General features: G+C 78.4%; 15 protein-coding genes. 4 read left to right on the top strand and 11 right to left on the bottom strand.

The genetic code is table 11. The features are described 5' to 3' along the window. Positions 1–16: 16 nt before the first annotated feature. Positions 17–949, top strand: coding sequence for a formate/nitrite transporter family protein (locus ACWPWW_RS01740; RefSeq protein WP_454048622.1), 933 nt, complete (start codon positions 17–19; stop codon positions 947–949). Here the strand turns inward: ACWPWW_RS01740 and ACWPWW_RS01735 are convergent. The 11 genes from ACWPWW_RS01735 to ACWPWW_RS01685 all read right to left on the bottom strand — a co-directional run bounded on the left by ACWPWW_RS01735 (position 940) and on the right by ACWPWW_RS01685 (position 14,073). Beyond that, the gene (locus ACWPWW_RS01735; RefSeq protein WP_454048621.1) at positions 940–1,929 is read right to left on the bottom strand and encodes a D-alanyl-D-alanine carboxypeptidase family protein; all 990 of its coding nucleotides are present in this window, start codon (positions 1,927–1,929) and stop codon (positions 940–942) included. The genes ACWPWW_RS01740 and ACWPWW_RS01735 overlap by 10 nt on opposite strands. A gap of 173 nt (positions 1,930–2,102) precedes the next feature. Beyond that, on the bottom strand, positions 2,103–2,402 hold the full coding sequence (locus ACWPWW_RS01730) for a hypothetical protein (protein WP_454048620.1): 300 nt from the start codon (positions 2,400–2,402) through the stop codon (positions 2,103–2,105). A gap of 187 nt (positions 2,403–2,589) precedes the next feature. Then, positions 2,590–5,301 carry an FtsX-like permease family protein gene (locus ACWPWW_RS01725; RefSeq protein ID WP_454048619.1) on the bottom strand — a complete coding sequence of 904 codons (2,712 nt, stop codon included), beginning with the start codon at positions 5,299–5,301 and terminating at the stop codon, positions 2,590–2,592. Further along, positions 5,298–8,600 (bottom strand): FtsX-like permease family protein, encoded by a 3,303-nt coding sequence (locus tag ACWPWW_RS01720; protein WP_454048618.1) that lies wholly within the window; start codon positions 8,598–8,600, stop codon positions 5,298–5,300. Before ACWPWW_RS01720 ends, ACWPWW_RS01725 begins: the two co-directional genes overlap by 4 nt. Further along, complete coding sequence (locus tag ACWPWW_RS01715) at positions 8,597–9,283, bottom strand: ABC transporter ATP-binding protein (RefSeq protein WP_454048617.1); 687 nt, start codon at positions 9,281–9,283, stop codon at positions 8,597–8,599. Before ACWPWW_RS01715 ends, ACWPWW_RS01720 begins: the two co-directional genes overlap by 4 nt. Next, positions 9,280–10,272, bottom strand: coding sequence for an ABC transporter ATP-binding protein (locus ACWPWW_RS01710; protein ID WP_454048616.1), 993 nt, complete (start codon positions 10,270–10,272; stop codon positions 9,280–9,282). Before ACWPWW_RS01710 ends, ACWPWW_RS01715 begins: the two co-directional genes overlap by 4 nt. Before the next feature lie 142 nt (positions 10,273–10,414). Then, positions 10,415–11,056 carry a DUF3618 domain-containing protein gene (locus ACWPWW_RS01705; RefSeq protein WP_454048615.1) on the bottom strand — a complete coding sequence of 214 codons (642 nt, stop codon included), beginning with the start codon at positions 11,054–11,056 and terminating at the stop codon, positions 10,415–10,417. Then, positions 11,049–11,423 (bottom strand): phage holin family protein, encoded by a 375-nt coding sequence (locus tag ACWPWW_RS01700; protein WP_454050376.1) that lies wholly within the window; start codon positions 11,421–11,423, stop codon positions 11,049–11,051. The genes ACWPWW_RS01705 and ACWPWW_RS01700 overlap by 8 nt, the downstream gene beginning before the upstream one ends. 158 nt (positions 11,424–11,581) lie before the next feature. After that, positions 11,582–12,475, bottom strand: coding sequence for a hypothetical protein (locus ACWPWW_RS01695; RefSeq protein WP_454048614.1), 894 nt, complete (start codon positions 12,473–12,475; stop codon positions 11,582–11,584). A 10-nt stretch (positions 12,476–12,485) separates the two neighbouring features. Continuing rightward, positions 12,486–13,367, bottom strand: a complete 882-nt coding sequence (locus ACWPWW_RS01690; RefSeq protein ID WP_454048613.1) for a manganese catalase family protein — start codon at positions 13,365–13,367, stop codon at positions 12,486–12,488. Positions 13,368–13,629: 262 nt separating this feature from the next. Then, positions 13,630–14,073: a hypothetical protein gene (locus tag ACWPWW_RS01685; protein WP_454048612.1), complete on the bottom strand. Its 444-nt coding sequence runs from the start codon at positions 14,071–14,073 to the stop codon at positions 13,630–13,632. Between the two features lie 206 nt (positions 14,074–14,279). On the opposite strand from ACWPWW_RS01685, the gene ACWPWW_RS01680 reads away from it, so the two are divergent. From ACWPWW_RS01680 to dinB, 3 genes are all read left to right on the top strand, one after another. Beyond that, the gene (locus ACWPWW_RS01680; RefSeq protein ID WP_454048611.1) at positions 14,280–16,157 is read left to right on the top strand and encodes an anthranilate synthase family protein; all 1,878 of its coding nucleotides are present in this window, start codon (positions 14,280–14,282) and stop codon (positions 16,155–16,157) included. Positions 16,158–16,162: 5 nt separating this feature from the next. Next, positions 16,163–16,546: a hypothetical protein gene (locus ACWPWW_RS01675; protein ID WP_454048610.1), complete on the top strand. Its 384-nt coding sequence runs from the start codon at positions 16,163–16,165 to the stop codon at positions 16,544–16,546. A 70-nt stretch (positions 16,547–16,616) separates the two neighbouring features. Then, the gene (gene dinB, locus ACWPWW_RS01670) at positions 16,617–17,840 is read left to right on the top strand and encodes a DNA polymerase IV (RefSeq protein WP_454048609.1); all 1,224 of its coding nucleotides are present in this window, start codon (positions 16,617–16,619) and stop codon (positions 17,838–17,840) included. Positions 17,841–17,903: the final 63 nt, after the last annotated feature.

The raw sequence follows: 17,903 nt of genomic DNA, 5'->3' as shown, positions 1-17,903 counted from the left end.
TGGGAGCGTGTTCCGCGTGAGCCCCGCCGACCCGCAGTCCCTGTTCCCCGGGAAGCAGTTCATCAGCACCGCGCTCGAGGTGCTGGAGACCAAGACGACGATGTCCGGCGGGCTCGCCCGGCGCTACCTGCAGCGCGCGGCGATGGCCGGCGTGCTGATCGGGCTGCTCTACGCGACGTTCTACGCGGTGCTCGCCGCGTTCGCCGGGATCGAGGTCGGCGAGGGGTCGTCCCTGCGCGCCCTCGGGCGCCTCGTCGGCGCCGTCGTGTTCGGCTGGGCGCTGGTGTTCATCTACTACTCGCGCTCCGAGCTGCTCACCTCGAACATGATGATCGTCTCGATCGGCGCCTACCACCGGCGCACGTCGTGGCCCCGCGCGCTGCGGATGCTCGGCCTGTGCTACCTGGGCAACCTGGCGGGCGGGCTGTTCGTCGCGGTGCTGCTGCGGTTCACCACCCTGGTCGAGGGCCCCCCGCTGGACGAGATGGTCGACTCCGTCGCGCACAAGCTCGCCTACGTCACGGACGGGCCGGCCGGCTGGGTGGACCTGCTGCTGCGCGCCGTGCTGTGCAACTTCTGCATCAACATCGCGATGCTGCTGGTCTACAACGGGCTGATCAAGGACGACCTGACCAAGTGCCTGGTCATGATCACGGCGGTGTTCATCTTCGCGTTCCTCGGGCTGGAGCACTCGGTGGCGAACACCGTGCTGTTCTCCATCGTCGGGCTGCGTGAGGGCATCGACGTGGCCGTCGCGGCCGCGAACGTCGGGATCGCGCTGCTGGGCAACTTCATCGGCGGCGGCCTGCTGATCGGCCTCTACTACGCGTACGTGAACGACGACACCCAGTGGCTGCGCGAGCAGGGGCGCGGCACCAGCACGCCGGAGGGGCCGACGGGGCCGACCGGGCCGACGGCACCGACCGGTTCCGGCCCCCGTCAGGGGTAGGCGGGTCCGCCGGGCAGGCCGAACAGCTCCTCGAGCGTGGTGACGCCCTGCCGGTCCAGCTCGCCGAGCAGCTCGGTGCCGACCCAGCGCAGGTGCCAGCCCTCGGGCGCGTACCCGGTGACGGCCTGGTTGGCCGCCGTGTAGCGGACGAGGAAGCCGAACTCCCCCGCGCGCTCCGCGACCCACCGGCCCTCGGGCGTCTCGTCGAAGCAGGCCTGGAAGTCGCAGGCCGGCCGGCTGCCGCTGCCCACGTCGACGGCGAGGCCGGTCTGGTGCTCGCTGTGCCCGGGGCGGGCGCTGACCTCGTCGGCGCGGGCCTGGCCGACGCGCTCGGCCCACCCGGCGTGCACGCCGGCCTGGTACTCCGCCGACCGGAACCCGCTGCGCAGCTCCACGGCGACGCCGTCGGCCGCGGCGGCGGCGAGCATCGCGGTCAACGACGGCGCGAGCGCCGAGCGGACCTCGTAGCCGGCGACCGGCACGAGGTCGCCGGGCGCCCAGTCCGCGGGCGTCAGCGGCAGCGGCTTGTTGACCACGACCCAGGGGCTGGCCGGGTCGCCGGTGGCGTGCTGCGCGAGGTCGATCCCCGCCGGCGTCGGCGCGGGCGCCGGTGGCGTCAGCGTGGCCGGCGCGGACGGGACCACGGCGTCCGGCGTCCGGCGCGGCGACGCGAGCGGGTCCCCGAGGGGGTCCACCGCGCCGGGCCGGAGCAGGGCGTCGACCGGGCTGCGGGTCACCGCGTCGGACGCGGCGTCCGTCGCCGGCGTCGTGGCGGACGGGCGGGGAGCGCCGGCGGGCTCGGCGCTGCCGGCGCTCGGCGACGCCGTCCCGGCGCTCTGCGTGGCGAACGCGAGCGAGAACCCGCCGAGGAGCACGACCGACCCGATCTGCGCCGCCCGGGTGACCCGGCGGCCGGCGGCACGGCCCCGCCGGTGCGCGCCCGGGCCACTGCCTCGGACGTGCTGCGGGCGCGTGGTCACGGCGGTGTCTCCTGGGACGTGCAGGCGGCCGCGGGGCCGGTCGGGGTCGAGCACCGGCCGGCGGGCCGGCCCGGGCTGGTGGTCGCTGGTCAGGGCTGGTCGGGCCGGTGCGGGACCCAGTCTCCGACGGATCGGCGCCGAGCGACAGCCCGGAGGCGGTGTCAGAGCCGGTGTCAGAGCCCGAGGTCGCGCGCCAGCGCCCCGAGCGCGGCCGACCGGCGCCGGTCGTCCAGCGCCAGGCCGCCGTCGGCCGTCCGCCGAGCCGATCCCGTCCGCAGCACCGACGCCACCGCCGCCGGCACACCGGGTTCCTCCGACCGGCGCCCGAGCTCGGTGCCCGTCAGCGGGCGGGACAGCATCGCCGCGAGCAGCCGGGCGCGGGTGCGGCCGTCGGGCACCGTGGGCACCGTGGGCACCGTGGTCTGCGTGGTCTGCGTGGTCTGCGTCGCGGGCGCGTGCGGGTCGGTCTCCACGGCGGCCTCCGGGGGCTCCGGGCGCCCGCGCACCCGGCTGGCGGCGGATCGCCGGTCCAGGCTGCACGCGCCGCACCGGACCTGAGTGGTGACTGCGTACCCCCGAGACCGCCGTTGCGTGGTCGGCACCCGGGTCGGCGGGCCGCGGCTGAGTGCTGCAGGCGGGCCCGGCGGGAGCAGGGGCCCCTCAGGCCGAGGTGCGGAGCACCTGCCCGAGGCGGTGGGTGCGGCGGCGGGCGTGCTCGACCTGCAGCACGGCCGCGCCGGCGAGCGCACCGGCCAGCACGGGCAGCGCGACGGCCGGCCACGCGACCAGGGCGGTCCCGGCTCCGGCGTCCCCGGCCAGGCCGAGCGGGCCGAGCACCACCAGGGCCACGGCGCAGCCGAGCGCGGCCCCGGCCGCCGTGGCGAGCAGCGCGCCGGGCAGCACCTCACCGGCGGCGACCCAGCGTGCCTCGCGGTCGGTGAGGCCCACGGTGCGCAGGACGTCGAGCGCGCGGCGCCGCGCGGGTCCGCCCGTGGCGGCGGTGACGAGCACCGCGAGCACCACGAGCGCGAGCAGCAGCGCGACGGAGGCGACCGCCGCCCCGACCAGGGCGCGCGGCAGCACGTCGGCGCGCAGGCCCGCCAGGACCGTCGCCCGGTCCACGACGTCGGCCTCGCCGCCGGGCGGGGCGGCCCGGACCGCGTCCGCCGCACCGGGCCCGACCAGCCAGACCGTGGTCGGCGGGACGGCGTCCGCTCCCCCGAGCTCCTCGACGTCGACGGCGACCACCGCGCGGCCCTCCGCGCGCCCGGTCGCCGGCGCGGGGACCGCGAGGCCGGCGATCGCGTGCACGGTGCGGTCCTGACCGTCCCACCGCAGCTGGACCTCGCCCGCCGGGACGGCTCCGGCAGCAGCGGCGGCACCCGCACGCGTGTCCGGCGGGGTCGCCGCCGCGAGCGCCGCCAGGGCGTCGGGGTCGCCGGCGACGACGTCGAGCCGCACCGAGCCGTCCGCGGTGCGGGCCGGCACGTCCTCCGCGACGCGCACGGCGACCGCGACCGTGACGCCCGGCGCTGCGGCCCAGTCCGCTGCGGACGTGGTGAGGCGGGCGTCGGCGTCCCCCTGCACCCGCACGTCGCCGCCGACGGCCCGCCAGGCGGCGGCGTCCTGCCCGTGCCGGACCGCGGCCGCGGAGGACGCACCGACGACGACGAGCGCGGCCGCGGTCGCCACCGTCAGGAGCGGGAGGGCCGCGAGGCCGTCGGAGCGGGCGCGCGCGACGGCGAGGACCGGCACGGCGCGGCGGGACCGGGACGCGGCCGGGCCGAGCCGCCGCAGGAGGGCGGGCAGGGCCCGGGCCACGAGGACGGCGCCGGCGGCGGCGAGCAGCACGGGCGTCGCCGCGGCGAGCAGGTCGGGCGACGCCGCCGGGGCCGCGCCACCACGGCCCCGGCCCGCCGGGACCGTGCCCGGGGCCGCCCCGAGCGTGACGGCGGCGGCGCCCGCCAGCGCGAGCAGCGTGAGCTCCGCGGCGAGGCGCCGGCCGCGCACGTCGCGGACGCCGCCGCGCGGGCGGGCACCCCCGGGGTCGGCGCCACCGGTCCGCGGGTGGGCCGTCCGCAGCGCCGCGACGACCAGCGCCAGGACCGCGGCCGTCCCGACCACCAGCACCGTGCCGAGCGGGACGGGACCGGGCACCACGGCCCCCGCGAGCAGCAGCCCGGCGCCGGTGCCGGCGGCGACCACCACGAGCGCCTCGACCCCGAGCTCGACCGCGGTCCCGGGCGACGAGGCGCCGCGGGTGCGCCGGGTCGCGAGCTCGGCGGCACGGCGCCGCGCGAGCAGGCCCGACGTGAGCACGAGGAGCAGCGCCCCGACCGCCACGGCCCCCGCCACCAGGGCCGCGGACGCGGCGCGTGCGGCGGCGAGGTCCGCCAGCGCACCGCGCAGGACGCCGGCGGCGCTGGAGTGCAGCGCGGCCCCGGCCGCGCCCCAGCCGATCTGCGCGGGCGACGCCTGGGCCGCGGGCAGCTCGGCGAGCACCCGGTCGGCCTCGGCGACCCCGACCGCGCCGGGGTCGAAGGCCAGGCGCACGGTGCGCTGCACGCCGCCCGGGTCGAGGAAGACCAGCGCGGTGGCCAGCGACGCGTCGGACAGCAGAGCGGCGACCCGGGTGCTGGTGGCCGGCCCCACCGTGGCCACCCGGGGCCGGAGCAGGTCGTCGACGTCGCGCCAGTGCGCCGCCTCCGGGTCGACGGGCCGGAACAGCCCGGACACGCGCAGGTCCACGGCCGAGCCGTCGGCGGCGGCGGCCTGCAGCACGTCTCCCGTCGCGGCGCCGAGGCTCCGCGCGACCTCCTCGGACAGGCCCACCTGCACGGGCTCCGGCTCGGGGTCGCGGTCGGTGGCGACGTCGAACGACGGCCCGCCCGGCTCGGCGCCGGAGGTCCACTCGACCTGGTCGCCGTCGTGCGTCCACACCAGCCGCACGGTGGTCTCGCCCGGGGTCGGCGTGTCGACCGCCAGCTCCAGGGGCGGTGTCGTCGTGGCGGCGGCGTACGGCCGCAGCACGTCGCCGAGCCGGGTGCGGAGCCCGGCGGCGACGTCGTCCGCCGCGGCGACGACGCCTGCCGCGGGGTCGGGGTCGTGCCCGGACTCCGAGAGGACGAAGCCGCTCCGGGTGGTGACGACCACGTCGGCGTCGGTGCCCGCGCGCTCCACGGCGGCGTGCACCGCGTCGTCGGCCACCCGGGCCACGGCGCGGGGCACCGCCGAGGCCAGCGCCACCACCAGCGCGACGAGGACCGCGACGAGGACGAGCGGCCCCGCCTGCGCAGCGGACCGGCGCGGCAGGGTCCCCAGGTCGGCCGTGGACCGCCGGCGCGCGGGCCGGGACCGGTGCCGGGCGCTCACTCGGCGTCCCCGAGGCGCAGGTGGGCCGCTGAGGCCCGTCGCACGAGACCGGTGACCACGGGGAGCACGACCGCTGCCGACCCGGCGATCAGGAGGCCGGCGAGCAGGCCGGCGGCGGGCCAGGACCACACCGGCAGCGCCTCGGGCGCCGGCCTGCCGCCGCTGGGCGACACCGTCAGCGCGGGCGCCAGCGCGCGTGCCACGGCGGCTCCCGCGGCGGTGCCCGCGGCCACGGCGAGCACGTCCACGACGACGTGCTGCACGACGTACGTGCCCGCGACCGCCCGGGACGACGCGCCGACCGCGAGCAGCCGGGCCACCTCCGGGCCGCGGTCCTCCGCCGTCTCGGCGGCGTGCAGCGCGGTACCCACCAGCGCGAGCGCGACCGCGGCCACGACGAGCAGGCCCAGCGCCGCGAGGACGCCGACGCGCAGCGGGCCGCCTCGCAGCCCGGCCGCCACCTCCGCGCGGACGGTCACCTCGGCGCCGGCGTCCCGCAGCGCCGCCACGTCCGCCCGCGCGGGCAGCCACCAGCGGTCGACCAGGCTGCTCGTCTCCGCCTGCCCGATCGCGACCCGGGACAGGGTCCGGAGGTCGGCGAGCACCGCCGGGCCCCCGACGGCGCCGGGGACGTACGGCGCGACCGCGGTCACGGCGGCCGGCACCGAGGTCCCCGCCACCAGCACGTCGAGCCGGTCGCCGGGCGCCACGCCCGCGGCGGCCGCCAGGTCCGCGCTCACCACCACCGGCAGCTCCGGTGTCGACGGGAAGGCGCTCAGGACGACGACCGCGGGCAGGTACGACGCGCGGGACACGGCGGCCCGGGCGGTGGCCCGCAGCCCGGTGCCCGAGACGGCGACCTCGGCCCGGGTCAGCGACTGGTCCCGCGCCGTGATCAGGGTCGGGGTGGCGGACCAGCCCCCGGCGGAGGTCGCGGGAGCGCTGGTCCCGTCGGGCGCCGGACGGTCCCAGCCCACGTCGACGACCACGTCCGCGACGCCGCCCTGGCCCTCGTCGAGCACCACGTCGGTGAACACGCGCAGGGCGACCGCCAGCACCCGCGCCTCCGGTCCGAGCGCCGCCGGCGCGCCGGCGACCGCCGCCCGCACGGTGTGCTCCGCGCCGTCCAGCGGCACGCGCTCCCCCAGCGCCCGGACGCGGACCCCGTGGCCGTCGTCCAGCACGACCGTCGGCAGCACGGACATCGGGTACGGGCTGCCGGTGGTCCCGCCGACCCGCAGCGTCAGGCCGTCGCCGGAGGCCACGAACGGCAGCGCCGCCGCGAGCTCGTCGTCGTCCGGTGCCAGCCCGGCGGTCAGCCCGGCCCACGTCGTCCCCGCGGGCAGGCGGCCGGCGAACGCGGCGGCGGTGGTGTCCACCGCGAGCAGCCGCGGCTCGGCGTCGCCCTCCCCCGCGACGGCGGCCGTGCCGAACCCGGTGGCACGGTCCGTCACCGGCAGCGCGTCCTCGCCCGCCGACGACCGCACCAGGGCGCCCTGCGCCGCCGGGGCGCCGGGCACGTCCGCCGCCACCACCGCGGCAGGGACCAGCGCGTCCGCCTGCTCGGCCTGCGACCTCGACCACGTGGCGGCCCAGCCCGCGCCGAACGCGGCGCCCGCGGTCGCCAGCACCAGCAGCAGGAGGGCGGTGGCCGCCCGTGGCCGGCGCGCGACGTCGAGGGCCGCCAGCGGCAGGACGAACCGGCGGGACCGCCGGGCGCCGCGCTCGGCGAGCCGCCCCAGCAGCGGCACGAGGCGCAGCACGACGACCGAGGCCGCGACGAGGGCGAGCACCGGCGCCAGCACCCGGACGGCGTCCACGGGGCCCTCGCCGCGCAGGCGCACCGCCGCGAGCACCGCCAGCACCACCAGCAGCAGGTCGCCGCCGCTGCGCGCCAGCCGCCGGCCCGCCGCCACGGAGGCCCGGCGCCCGCCGGAGGGCCGGGCGGCGGGGGCGACCAGCGCGACGACCAGCGCCGCGGCGCCCGCGCCGACGGTCGCCACGAGCGCCGCCGGCACGCCGTCGGCCGACGCGATGCCCGCCTCGGCCAGGAGCGGCACCGCGGTCAGCCCCCGGTACGCCAGCAGGGCCAGCGGCACGGCGAGCACGCCGGCGACCACGGCGACGGCCGCCGCCTCGGTCACCGCCAGCCCGGCCAGCTGCCGCTCCCGCGCACCGCGGTCGACCTGCAGCGTGCGCTCCGGCGCCCGGCGGGCGGCCAGCAGCCGGCCGGCGAGCAGCAGCGCGGCGCCCGCCAGCGCCGCGCCGACCAGCCCGGCCGTCAGCACGGCGCCGGCGGACACCGCGTCCTGCGCGGCCGTCGCCCGCACGGTCGCGGGCAGCGACGAGCGGACGACGGTCCGGTCGGCGCGGTCGCCGAGCCGGGCGTCGAGCGCGATGCGCAGGCGGCTCACGTCCTGGGCGACGTGCTGCAGGTCGGCGACCGCGGCACCGGCGGGATCGGGCCGGACGACGACGCTGACGGCACCGACCCCGGTGCCGGCGTCCGCGAGGGAGCCCGGCGCGACGACGAACGGGCCGTACGCGGGCGCGACCTGCCGCCCGGACGTGCCCGGGCGGGGGTGGTCGAGGTCGGCCCCGGCGCCGCGCAGCAGGTCGCGCTGCCACAGCGGGGTGCCGGCGGCACCGCGGTCGAGCGGCGCGAACACCCCGACCACGCGCACCGCGGTGGCGTCCGGCGCGTCCGGTGCCTCGGGCGAGGGCGCCAGCGCCAGCACGTCGCCGACGGCGAGACCCAGGGCGTCCGCGGTCGCGGCGGGCACGGCGACGTCGCGCGCGGCCGCCGTGCCCGTCGTCCCGGCCGGCCAGTCCCCCGTCACCAGCCGGGCCGCACCGGGGAGCTCCGGGGCGTCGGTGAGGTACGCGAACCCGGCCTGCCCGTCGTCGTCCGGCCCGCCCGGCCCGCCCGGCCCGCCCGGGCCGGCGGCACGGGGCAGCGCGAGCAGGGGCGACTCGGTCCAAAGGGTCGAGGTCGCGGGCAGCGGCGCGACCGCCCCGGTCGCGGTGGCGACCACGTCGGGCACGAGCGCCGCGACGTCGCCGGAGCCCGCGCCGACCGGCGGCACGACCCGCACCACCACCTGCGTGCCCCCGGGTCCCGCTTCCGCCAGCGCGCCGTCGAGGGCGTCCCGCCGGCCGGAGGTCAGCAGCAGCCCGCACACCCCCAGGACGGTGAGGGCGACGAGCGCGGTCGCCGTCACCGCCACCAGCAGCCGGGCCTGCGCCCGAGCGCGGTGCAGGGCCAGCGCGGCGGCGTCCGCCGCCCAGCCGGCGCTCATGCCGGCTGCACGTGCCCGTCGACCAGGCGGACGGCCCGGTCCGCGAGGCCGATCATCACCGGGTCGTGGGTCGACACCACGGCGGCCATCCCCTCGGCCTCCACGACCGCGCGGATCAGCGCCATCACGGCCAGGCCGGTCTCGCTGTCGAGCTGACCGGTGGGCTCGTCGGCGATCAGCAGGCGCGGGGACCCGGCGAGGGCGCGGGCGATCGCGACCCGCTGCTGCTGCCCCCCGGACAGCTCGTCCGGGCGCAGGTCCGCGTGCCCGTCGAGCCCGACCAGCCGGAGCAGGAGCGCGACGCGGCGCTCGCGGTCGGCGACCGGCAGGGCGCGCAGCCGCAGCGGGACCGCGACGTTCTCCGCGGCGCTCAGGACGGGGACCAGACCGAACGTCTGGAACACGAACGCGACGACGTCCCGGCGCAGCCGCACCTGCCCCGCGCTGCCGAGGGTGGTGACGTCCGTGCCGTCGACGTGCACCGAGCCGGCGTCGGGGCGGTCCAGGCCGCCCACCACGTTGAGCAGCGTCGTCTTGCCGGACCCCGACCGGCCGACCAGGGCGACGAGCTCGCCGGGCGCCACGTCCAGGTCGACGCCGCGCAGCGCGTGCACGGCGGCACGACCCGACCCGTAGGTCCGGTGCACGCCGCGGACGCGCACCAGGGGCGCGAGGTCCGTCACGCGGCGCCGTGCCGACGTCGCCGGGGCGGCGCGTCCGCGGCACCGCCCGTGCCCCCGCCCGCACCGGCCCCGCCCGGCCGCACCGAGACGTGGTCCGCCTCGAGGGCGAGCCGCACGCGCCGCGTCAGGTCGAGCGCCTCGCGGTAGTCCTGCGGCACCTGCACCCGCCCGGCCCGGTCCATCACGGCGTACTCCTCGGCGACGACCGCCGCCGCGCCGTCGTCGCCGACGTGCTCGCGGCGCAGCACCTCGCTGCTGGTCCGGCCGTCGCGGATCGCCACGGTGCGCTCGACCTGGCCGCTGACGGTCGGGTCGTGGGTGACGACGACGACCGTGGTGCCGGCGTCCTGGCGGGCGGCGCGCAGCGCGTCGAACACCTGCTGCCCGGTGGCGGTGTCGAGCTCGCCGGTCGGCTCGTCCGCCAGCAGCAGGCGCGGGCGGTTGGCCAGCGCGACGGCGATCGCGACGCGCTGCTGCTCGCCGCCGGAGAGCTCGGCGGGCCGGCGGTCGCCCGCGTCGGCCAGGCCGACCAGGTCCAGCAGCTCCCCGACCCGCCCGGCGCGCTGCCGGCGCGGGGTCCCGGCCAGGGTGAGCGGCAGGGTGACGTTCTGCCGCGCGGTCAGGTACGGGACGAGGTTGCGGGCGGTCTGCTGCCGCACCGTGCCGACGACCGTCCGGCGGTAGGCGACCCGGTCCCGCGCCCCGAGGGCACCGAGGTCCCAGCGGCCGACCCGCACCCGGCCGGCGCTCGGCGCGTCGGCGCCCGCCAGGATGCGCAGCAGCGTCGACTTGCCCGACCCGGACGCGCCGACGACGGCGACCATCTCGCCCTCGTGCACGAGCAGGTCGAGGCCCTGCAGGGCCTGCACCTCGACACCCCCGGACCGGAAGATGCGGACGACCGCGTCGCACACCACCAGGGCCTCCCGCCCGAACTCCTCGGGGGTGGCGAGACGAGACCCGAGCTCGTCCACGACGCTGCGCTGCACGGTGCCCTCCATCGACGCGACCGCGCGGACTGTATCCCGCGCCGACCCCCCAGGTCAGGAGGCGTCTCACGACGTCACCCGAGCGCGCCGACGGCGCCGCACCGCGGGAGCTGCCCCGGGTACGGCGCCGTCGGTCGGTGGCTCAGCCCTGCTGCGGGGCCTCGCGCACCTCCTGCGCGGAGTGCTGCGCCTGGTCGCGCAGGTCGGTCGCGGCCTCGGTGCCCTGGTCCTTGACGGCGCCGGCCGCCTCGGTCGCCCGGTCCTTGACCTGCTGCACGGCCTCCTGCGCCGGCTCGCGGAGCTCGTCGGCGACCTGGCCGGCCGCCTCCTTGACCTGCGGGACCGCAGCCTGGGCCTGCTCCTTGACCGCCTGCGCGGCCTGCTGCTCCTTCTGCGACGCCGGCAGCAGCGACGCGGCGAGCCAGCCGACGCCGAACGCGATCAGCCCGGCGGCGAGCGGGTTGCCCTCCGCCTTCTGGGCGACGGTGGACGGCGCGCCCTTGACGCCCTCGGCCAGGCTGCCGGCGGCCGTCCGCGCCGAGCCGGCGGCGGAGTGCACGGAGTCCGCGCCGCCGTGCGCCGCGCCGCTGACGGAGTCGCGGGTGTCGTGCACCGTGCCCATCACGCGGTCGCGCACCGCCCCGACCTTGCCGCGGACCCGGTCCGCCTGGCGCTGCGCCATCTGGCGCGGGTCCAGCGCGTCGCCGACCGCGTCGACGTTCGCGCTCAGGTCCGCCCGCGTCGCGTCGATGCGCGCGCGGATCTGCTCCGGGTTCTCACTCATGGTTCGCCTCCTCGTCACCCTTCAGGGCGTTCGGGATCTTCTTGACCGTCTGCGCCGTGCGCGGCGCGCCCTTCACCCGGCGCAGCTCCGCCCTGCCCCTGAGCGCCAGCACCGCCGCGACGACGCCCCAGATCACGGCGATGACCAGGGCCGACCAGGCGTGGCCGAGCGGGTGGCTCAGCGCCCACCACAGGGCGATGGACAGGAACAGCAGGACGAAGTGCCCCGCCACCCCAGCTCCGGCGAGCATCCCGGTGCCGGTCCCGGCCCGCTTGGCCGACTGCGTCAGCTCCGCCTTGGCCAGCTCGACCTCGTCGCGGACCAGCTGCGAGAGGTCCTGGGTCACGGCGCCGATGAGGTCGCCCAGCGACGGCCGGTCGTCGCCGGCGCCCGACGTGCCGGCAGCGCCCGTCGCACCCGGCGCCCCCGTCGCACCCGTCGGCGGGACGCCCGCCGGACCCGTGCCGTAGCCGCCCGTGGGGCCCGTGCCCGGCGCCGCGGCGACGGTCGGGTCCCCCGGCCCGGTCACGGCTGGTCCTCGCGGCGGAGCCCGGCCAGCGGGTCGCCGCCGGACGTGCCGGCGTCGTCGGCGGTGGGCAGGTGGCCCGGCGTCGTGGTCACCGGCGCCTCACCGCCGCTGGCCGCCCACGCCTGCTGCTCCGACGGGAGCGCGGGCCACTCGGGCGCGTCGTCGGTCGACGCCGGGCCCGGCTCGCGGTGCTGCGCCCCCGACTCGCCGCCGGACTCGATGCCGAGCTCGTCGACCTGGGCGGTGCCGCCGGCGACCACGCCCGGGCCGCCCGCGAGGCCCACGGCCCCGGACAGGTCCTGCGTGGTCGCGGCCGGGGAGCCGCCCGCCGATCCGGCGGTGGGCGTCGAGAGGCCGGTCGTCGACCCGGACAGCCGGGAGCCGGTCGAGGTCCCGCCGGAGGGCGCGTCCTTGAGCCCGCGGGTCAGGCGGCCCGCGAGGATGCCGGCCCCCGCGGCCAGCGCCAGGAACGTCCCGGGCTTGCGCCGGGCGAAGTCCGCGACCTCGTGCAGGACGTCCCCGGGCTCGCGGTCCTCGAGCCAGCCGGCCACGGAGCCGGTGCGCCCCGCCACCTGCCGGACCAGGTCCGCGGCGAGACCGCCCTGCTCGGAGCCGTCGGCCATCCGGCCCAGCTCGTCCCCGAGCTGGCGGAGGCTGGACGCGGCCCTGGCCTGCTGGTCGGAGGCCTGGCTCTGCAGCCCGGAGCGCGCCTCGCCGAGCAGGTCGCGTGCCTGCCCGGTCGCCTCGCGCACGACGTCGCTCGCCTGGCCCTTGGCCTCCTGGAGGAGTCCCTGCCCGCTCTCCGCGGCGCTCTGGGCCAGGCCCGACGCCTCGTCCTTCGCGGTGCCCACGGCGGCGGCGGCCCCGCCGCCGGTCTCGTTCGTGCTCATCGTGTCTCCCTCACTCGCTCTTGAAGGTGTCCTTCAGCTTCCCCGTGGCCTTCTCGACCGTGTTCGGCTTCGGCGTGGTGCCGTAGAACCGGGGGTCGGGCTGCGTGGGGGGCGGCATCGGGACGCCGGCCGGGGGTTCGGCCACGTACGTGAACTCGCCCAGTCCGTCCGGGGTCGGTCCGGAGGCCCAGGAGCCCTTGTCGGCGTCCTGGCCGTCCGAGAAGTTGATGTACTGGTACGACACGTCGCGGTCCTCCTGCTGCAGCGGGAAGTTGCTCGGGACCGGCAGGCCCTCGAAGCCCTCCTCCTGCAGCTCCCGCGCGGCGGCGATCCACTGGTTCTGGTGCATCGTGTCGCGGGCCAGCAGGAACGCGAGCAGGTCGCGGACGCCGTGGTCGTCGGTCATGTGGTAGAGCCGGGCGACCTGCACGCGGCCCTGCATCTCGGCGTTCGCGTTGGCCTGGAAGTCGGCCAGCAGGTTGCCGCTCGCGGTGATGTAGCCCGCGCTCCACGGGTTGCCCATGCTGTCGACCGGACGGGCGCCGGCGCCCGCGACGATCGCGTGCTGCAGGTCCGTGCCGCCGAGGACCGCGGCGACGGTCGGGTCCTTCTGGATCGCCTCCTCGGTGATGCCGACGGGGGCCTTCTCCAGGAGCTGGGCGATCATCGTGGCGAGCATCTCGACGTGGCCGAACTCCTCGGCGCCGATGCCGTAGAGCAGGTCCCGGTACTTCCCGGGCAGGTGGGTGTTCCAGGACTGGAAGCCGTACTGCATGGCGACCGTGATCTCGCCGTACTGCCCGCCCAGGACCTCCTGGAGCTTGCGGGCGTACACGGCGTCCGGCTTGTCGGGCGTGGCCTTGTGCTGCAGCTCTTGACGGTGGAAGAACATCGCGACCTCCGCGCCCCTCGGTCGGGGCGGACACGAGCAGGGATGCACTCGCGGTCGTCGAGGCGGGCGCCGGCTCGGCGGCCACCCCCACGACACGAGTGGCGCCGGCGGTCTGCTCCACCGGTGCTGCGGCGGGGACCAGGGAGTTCCCGGCTGTTCCCGCCGTCACCGACGCTAGGCCGCTCGGGTGAACCGCGCGCGTTGAACGCCCAGTTGCGCGACCAGCGCCGGCGTGCGATCCGCGCGCAGGCCGGCGCGCCCGTCAGCCGGCCGGCCGGGACTCGTGCCCCGGCCGCCCGTGCGTGCGGTTCCGCTCCTTCAGCTGCGACTCGTACACGTGCCGCCGCCCGCCCAGCAGGCGGTCGCGCGTGCGCCGCTCCGCGTCGGCGAACGCGCGGTAGTAGCCGTCGTCGAAGTCCTCGACCACCTGGAACGTCCACCGGCCCTCGAGGACGTTCCGGCCCACGACCTCCGACCGCAGCTCGTCGGCGACGTCCGGGTGCCCCGCCTCCGCCAGGCGGTCCAGCGCCTCCGCGAGCTCCGCGTCCGCACGGCCGATCAGGCGGTGGAAGGCGTAGAGCATGCCGCGCGCGTGCTCGACGACCTCGAAGGCGGCCGTGACGCCGCCGACCGCCTCCACCACGTCGTCGGGCACGCCGTCCGGGGGCAGGTGCGCGGGATCGGGACCGGGGTCTGCGGGGCTCATCGGCCCATCGTGCCCAGGGGACGGGTCCGGGCGCGCGCGCAACGGCCGCTCGTCCTGGAGTACGGTGTCGGCCATGTTCGCGTCGCAGTCCTCCTGGTGGCCCGCCTCCTAGGCGGACCCTCGACGCGTCGACCACCGCCTCACGACCGGTGGTCGAGCCGCGGGTGCGGCGGGGCCCTCCCGGTCCCGACCCGAACGGCTCCCCGATGACCTCTCTCCTGCGTTCCCTGCTGGCCGACGACGCGCCGCCCTTCGCCGTGCTGCACCGGCGCGGCTCGACCGTGCTGGACGTCCTGGTCGGCGACGTGCACGACGTGGACCGGCTCGCCGACATCCCGCTCGACGGCGGGACCGTGCTGGCGATGGTCCCGTTCCGTCAGGTGCGTGAGCGCGGCTTCGCCGCCCACGACGACGGCGCCCCGCTGCGCTGCCTGCTGGTGCGCGACCGCGAGCAGGTCCCGGTCACCGAGGCGCTCGCCCTGCTGCCCGACCCGGTCGGCGTCACGCCCGGCGGCTTCGACGTGGACGACGCCGCGTACGCCGAGCGGGTGCGCACCGTGCTGCGCGACGAGATCGGCCGCGGCGAGGGCGCCAACTTCGTGCTCCGCCGCGACTACGTGGCGTCGACGGACGCGCCGCCGGCGACCGCCGTGCTGGGCTGGCTGCGCGCGCTGCTCGAGCGGGAGCAGGGTGCCTACTGGACGTTCGCGGTGCGCACGCCCGGGCTCGCGGCGGCCGGTGCCACGCCCGAGCGGCACGTGAGCGTGCGCGACGGCGTGGCCCGGATGAACCCGATCAGCGGCACCTTCCGGCACGGTGCGCAGCCGCCGACCGGTGCGCAGCTGCTGACGTTCCTGGCCGACACCAAGGAGAGCGAGGAGCTCTTCATGGTCGTCGACGAGGAGATGAAGATGATGAGCGCGGTGTGCCCGGACGGCGGCCGGATCCTCGGGCCGTACCTGGCGCAGATGTCCCGGCTCACGCACACGGAGTACGTGCTCGAGGGCCGCACCGACCTGGACGTGCGGGAGGTGCTGCGGCTGACGATGTTCGCGCCGACCGTCACCGGGTCGCCCATGGGCAACGCCTGCGCGGTCATCGCGCGGCACGAGACCACGCCGCGCGGGTACTACTCGGGCGTGCTCGCCCTGCTGGAGCCGGACGGCGACGGCTACGCGCTGGACGCGCCGATCCTCATCCGCACGGCGTACCTGGACGACGCCGGCCGGGTCACGGTGCCGGTGGGCGCGACGCTGGTCCGGCACTCGTCGCCGGAGGGCGAGGTCGCCGAGACGCACGCCAAGGCCGCGGGCGTGCTCCTGGCGACCGGCGCCCTGCCGCCGGTCGCGCCGGGCGCGCCCGCCCCGGCGCTCGCCGAGCAGCCCGGCGTGGCCGCGGCGCTGGCGTCGCGGAACGACCGGCTGGCGGCCTTCTGGCTCCGGCCGCAGGCGGTCGACCCGGTGCCGGGCCTGGTCGGGCGCACCGCCCTGGTCGTCGACGCGGAGGACCAGTTCACGACGATGCTGGCCCACCAGCTGCGCCACCTGGGCCTGGACGCGCGCGTGGTGCCCTGGGGCGACGTGCCGGACGAGCCCGAGGGAGCCGGGCCCGACCTGCTGGTGCTCGGCCCGGGCCCCGGGGACCCGCGCCGGCTCGACGACCCGCGCGTGGCGCGGCTGCACACGCTGCTGGCGCGCCGGCTCCGGCAGGGCGCGCCGGTGCTCGCCGTCTGCCTCAGCCACCAGGTGCTCGCGCTCCAGGCGGGGCTGCCGGTGGCGCCGCTGCCCGCGCCCCGCCAGGGGGTCCGTCTCGAGGTCGAGGTCTTCGGCGAGCAGCCCGCGATCGGGTTCTACAACACCTTCGCCGCGCGGGCGGAGCCCGGAGCGCCGGGAACCGCCCGGACGCCGCTGCTCGGCCTCGAGGTGTCGGCCGACCCGGAGACCGGCGTCGTGCACGCGCTGCGCGGCCCGGGCGTCGCGTCCGTGCAGGGCCACCTGGAGAGCGTGCTGTCGTCCGACGGGCTCGTCACCCTCCGGCGGCTGGTCGGGCACGTCCTCGATGCCGACCGACGACCGCTAGCCTGACCGCCATGTCCGCGCGCACCGGTGTCTCGACCGCCTCCGGCTGGGTGGCCGTCGTCGCCCTCGCGGGCGCGGTGGTCCTGCTGGTGCCCGGCTGGTTCGGCCGCCCGCCGGGGGCCTGGCTGCTGCCGCTCGCCGCCGTCGTGGCGCTCGGGGCGGGCTGGCTGCTCGACCCCGGCACGCAGCTGTCCACGCTGGTGGACGGCGCCCTCGCGACCGTCGGGCTGGCGGCGCTGCTGGCCGGCGCGGGGCTGCTGCTCTCGGCGGTGGTGCGCGCGCTGGCCTACGACGACGCCGGCGCGCTCTGGCTCGGCGTCGGCGGCGCGGTGCTCGGGCTGCTGCTCGGCTCCGGCCTGCTGGCGACGCGCCGGGTCGGGCCGCCGCTCGTGTGACGCCGTCGGGCGACCGCGCCGGAACGTGCGGCGGGTGCGCGTGTCGGACCCCGGGTCGAACATGTGTTCTATGCCGACCTCCTCGCCCCCACCCGCCCGGCGGGCCGCGATCCTGCACGCCGACCTGGACGCGTTCTACGCCTCGGTGGAGCAGCGCGACGACCCGCGGCTGCGCCGTCGCCCGGTCGCGGTCGGCGGCGGGGTCGTGCTCGCGGCGTCCTACGAGGCGAAGCGGCGGGGCGTCCGCACCGCGATGAGCGCCCGCCAGGCGCGGTCGCTGTGCCCGGGCCTGGTCGTCGTGCGCCCGCGGTTCGAGGCGTACACGGCGGCCAGCAGGGCCGTGTTCGCCATCTTCGAGGACACGACGCCCGCCGTGCAGGGCGTGTCGATCGACGAGGCGTTCCTCGACGTGCACGGCCTGCACCGGGTCGACGTCCCGCCGGTGCGGATCGGGGCCCGGCTCCGCGACCGGGTCCGGGACGAGGTCGGGCTGACGATCACGGTGGGGGTCGCCCGCACGCCGTTCCTCGCCAAGGTCGCCAGCCGGGTCGCCAAGCCGGACGGGCTGCTGCTGGTCGAGCCGGACCACGAGGACGCCTTCCTGCACCCGCTCCCGGTCGAGCTGCTGTGGGGCGTCGGCGACGTGACCGCCACCCGGCTGCACGCGTTCGGGCTCGTCACCGCGGGCGACGTGGCGGCGCTCCCCCAGCACGTGCTGGTCGGCGCGCTCGGCCCGGCGATGGGCCGGCACCTGTTCGCCGTCGTCCACGGCGCGACCCCGGAGCTCGTGGTCACCGGCAGACGGCGCGGCTCGGTGGGCGCCCAGCGCGCGCTCGGCACCGGCCCGCACGACCCGGCACACGTGCGGGCGGCCCTGCTCGGCCTGGTCGACCGGGTGTGCCGGCGGCTGCGCGGCGGGCACCGGCTGGCGCGCACCGTGGTGCTCCGGCTCCGGTTCGCCGACTACACGAAGGCCACCCGCTCGCGCTCGTTCCCGCACGCCACCGCCGCCGGGGCGCAGCTCGGCGCCGCTGCGACCGCGCTGCTCGACGAGGCGCTGCCGCTGATCCGGGAGCGGGGACTCACGCTCGTCGGCGTCGCCCTGACCGGGCTCGAGCCGGACGACCACTGGCAGCCGGCGCTCGACCTGGACGGCCCCGACGTGAGCGGGCTGGACGCCGCGGTCGACGCCGTCGCCGAGCGCTTCGGGTCCGGGGCCGTCGTGCGCGGCGCCCTGCTCCGGCACGGCACGGGCCTGGAGGTGCCCACGCTGCCCGACCCGGGCGGCGCGTGACCCGCTCGCGGGGGCGGCCGTTCCGGTGTCGCGCCCGAGCCACCGCGCGTACCGTCGGCAGCA

The organism is Cellulomonas sp. Marseille-Q8402, from assembly GCF_965119525.1.
Note: the sequence above shows the minus strand (reverse complement) of the source record. Positions and strands in the feature narration are given on the sequence as shown.

Excerpts from the sequence above, each read along its gene's own strand:
- ACWPWW_RS01720 (WP_454048618.1), bottom strand. The coding sequence starts at position 8,600 with ATGAGCGCCGGCTGGGCGGCGGACGCCGCCGCGCTGGCCCTGCACCGC.
- ACWPWW_RS01705 (WP_454048615.1), bottom strand. The coding sequence starts at position 11,056 with ATGAGTGAGAACCCGGAGCAGATCCGCGCGCGCATCGACGCGACGCGG.
- ACWPWW_RS01695 (WP_454048614.1), bottom strand. The coding sequence starts at position 12,475 with ATGAGCACGAACGAGACCGGCGGCGGGGCCGCCGCCGCCGTGGGCACC.
- ACWPWW_RS01690 (WP_454048613.1), bottom strand. The coding sequence starts at position 13,367 with ATGTTCTTCCACCGTCAAGAGCTGCAGCACAAGGCCACGCCCGACAAG.
- ACWPWW_RS01685 (WP_454048612.1), bottom strand. The coding sequence starts at position 14,073 with ATGAGCCCCGCAGACCCCGGTCCCGATCCCGCGCACCTGCCCCCGGAC.
- ACWPWW_RS01680 (WP_454048611.1), top strand. The coding sequence starts at position 14,280 with ATGACCTCTCTCCTGCGTTCCCTGCTGGCCGACGACGCGCCGCCCTTC.
- ACWPWW_RS01675 (WP_454048610.1), top strand. The coding sequence starts at position 16,163 with ATGTCCGCGCGCACCGGTGTCTCGACCGCCTCCGGCTGGGTGGCCGTC.
- dinB (WP_454048609.1), top strand. The coding sequence starts at position 16,617 with ATGCCGACCTCCTCGCCCCCACCCGCCCGGCGGGCCGCGATCCTGCAC.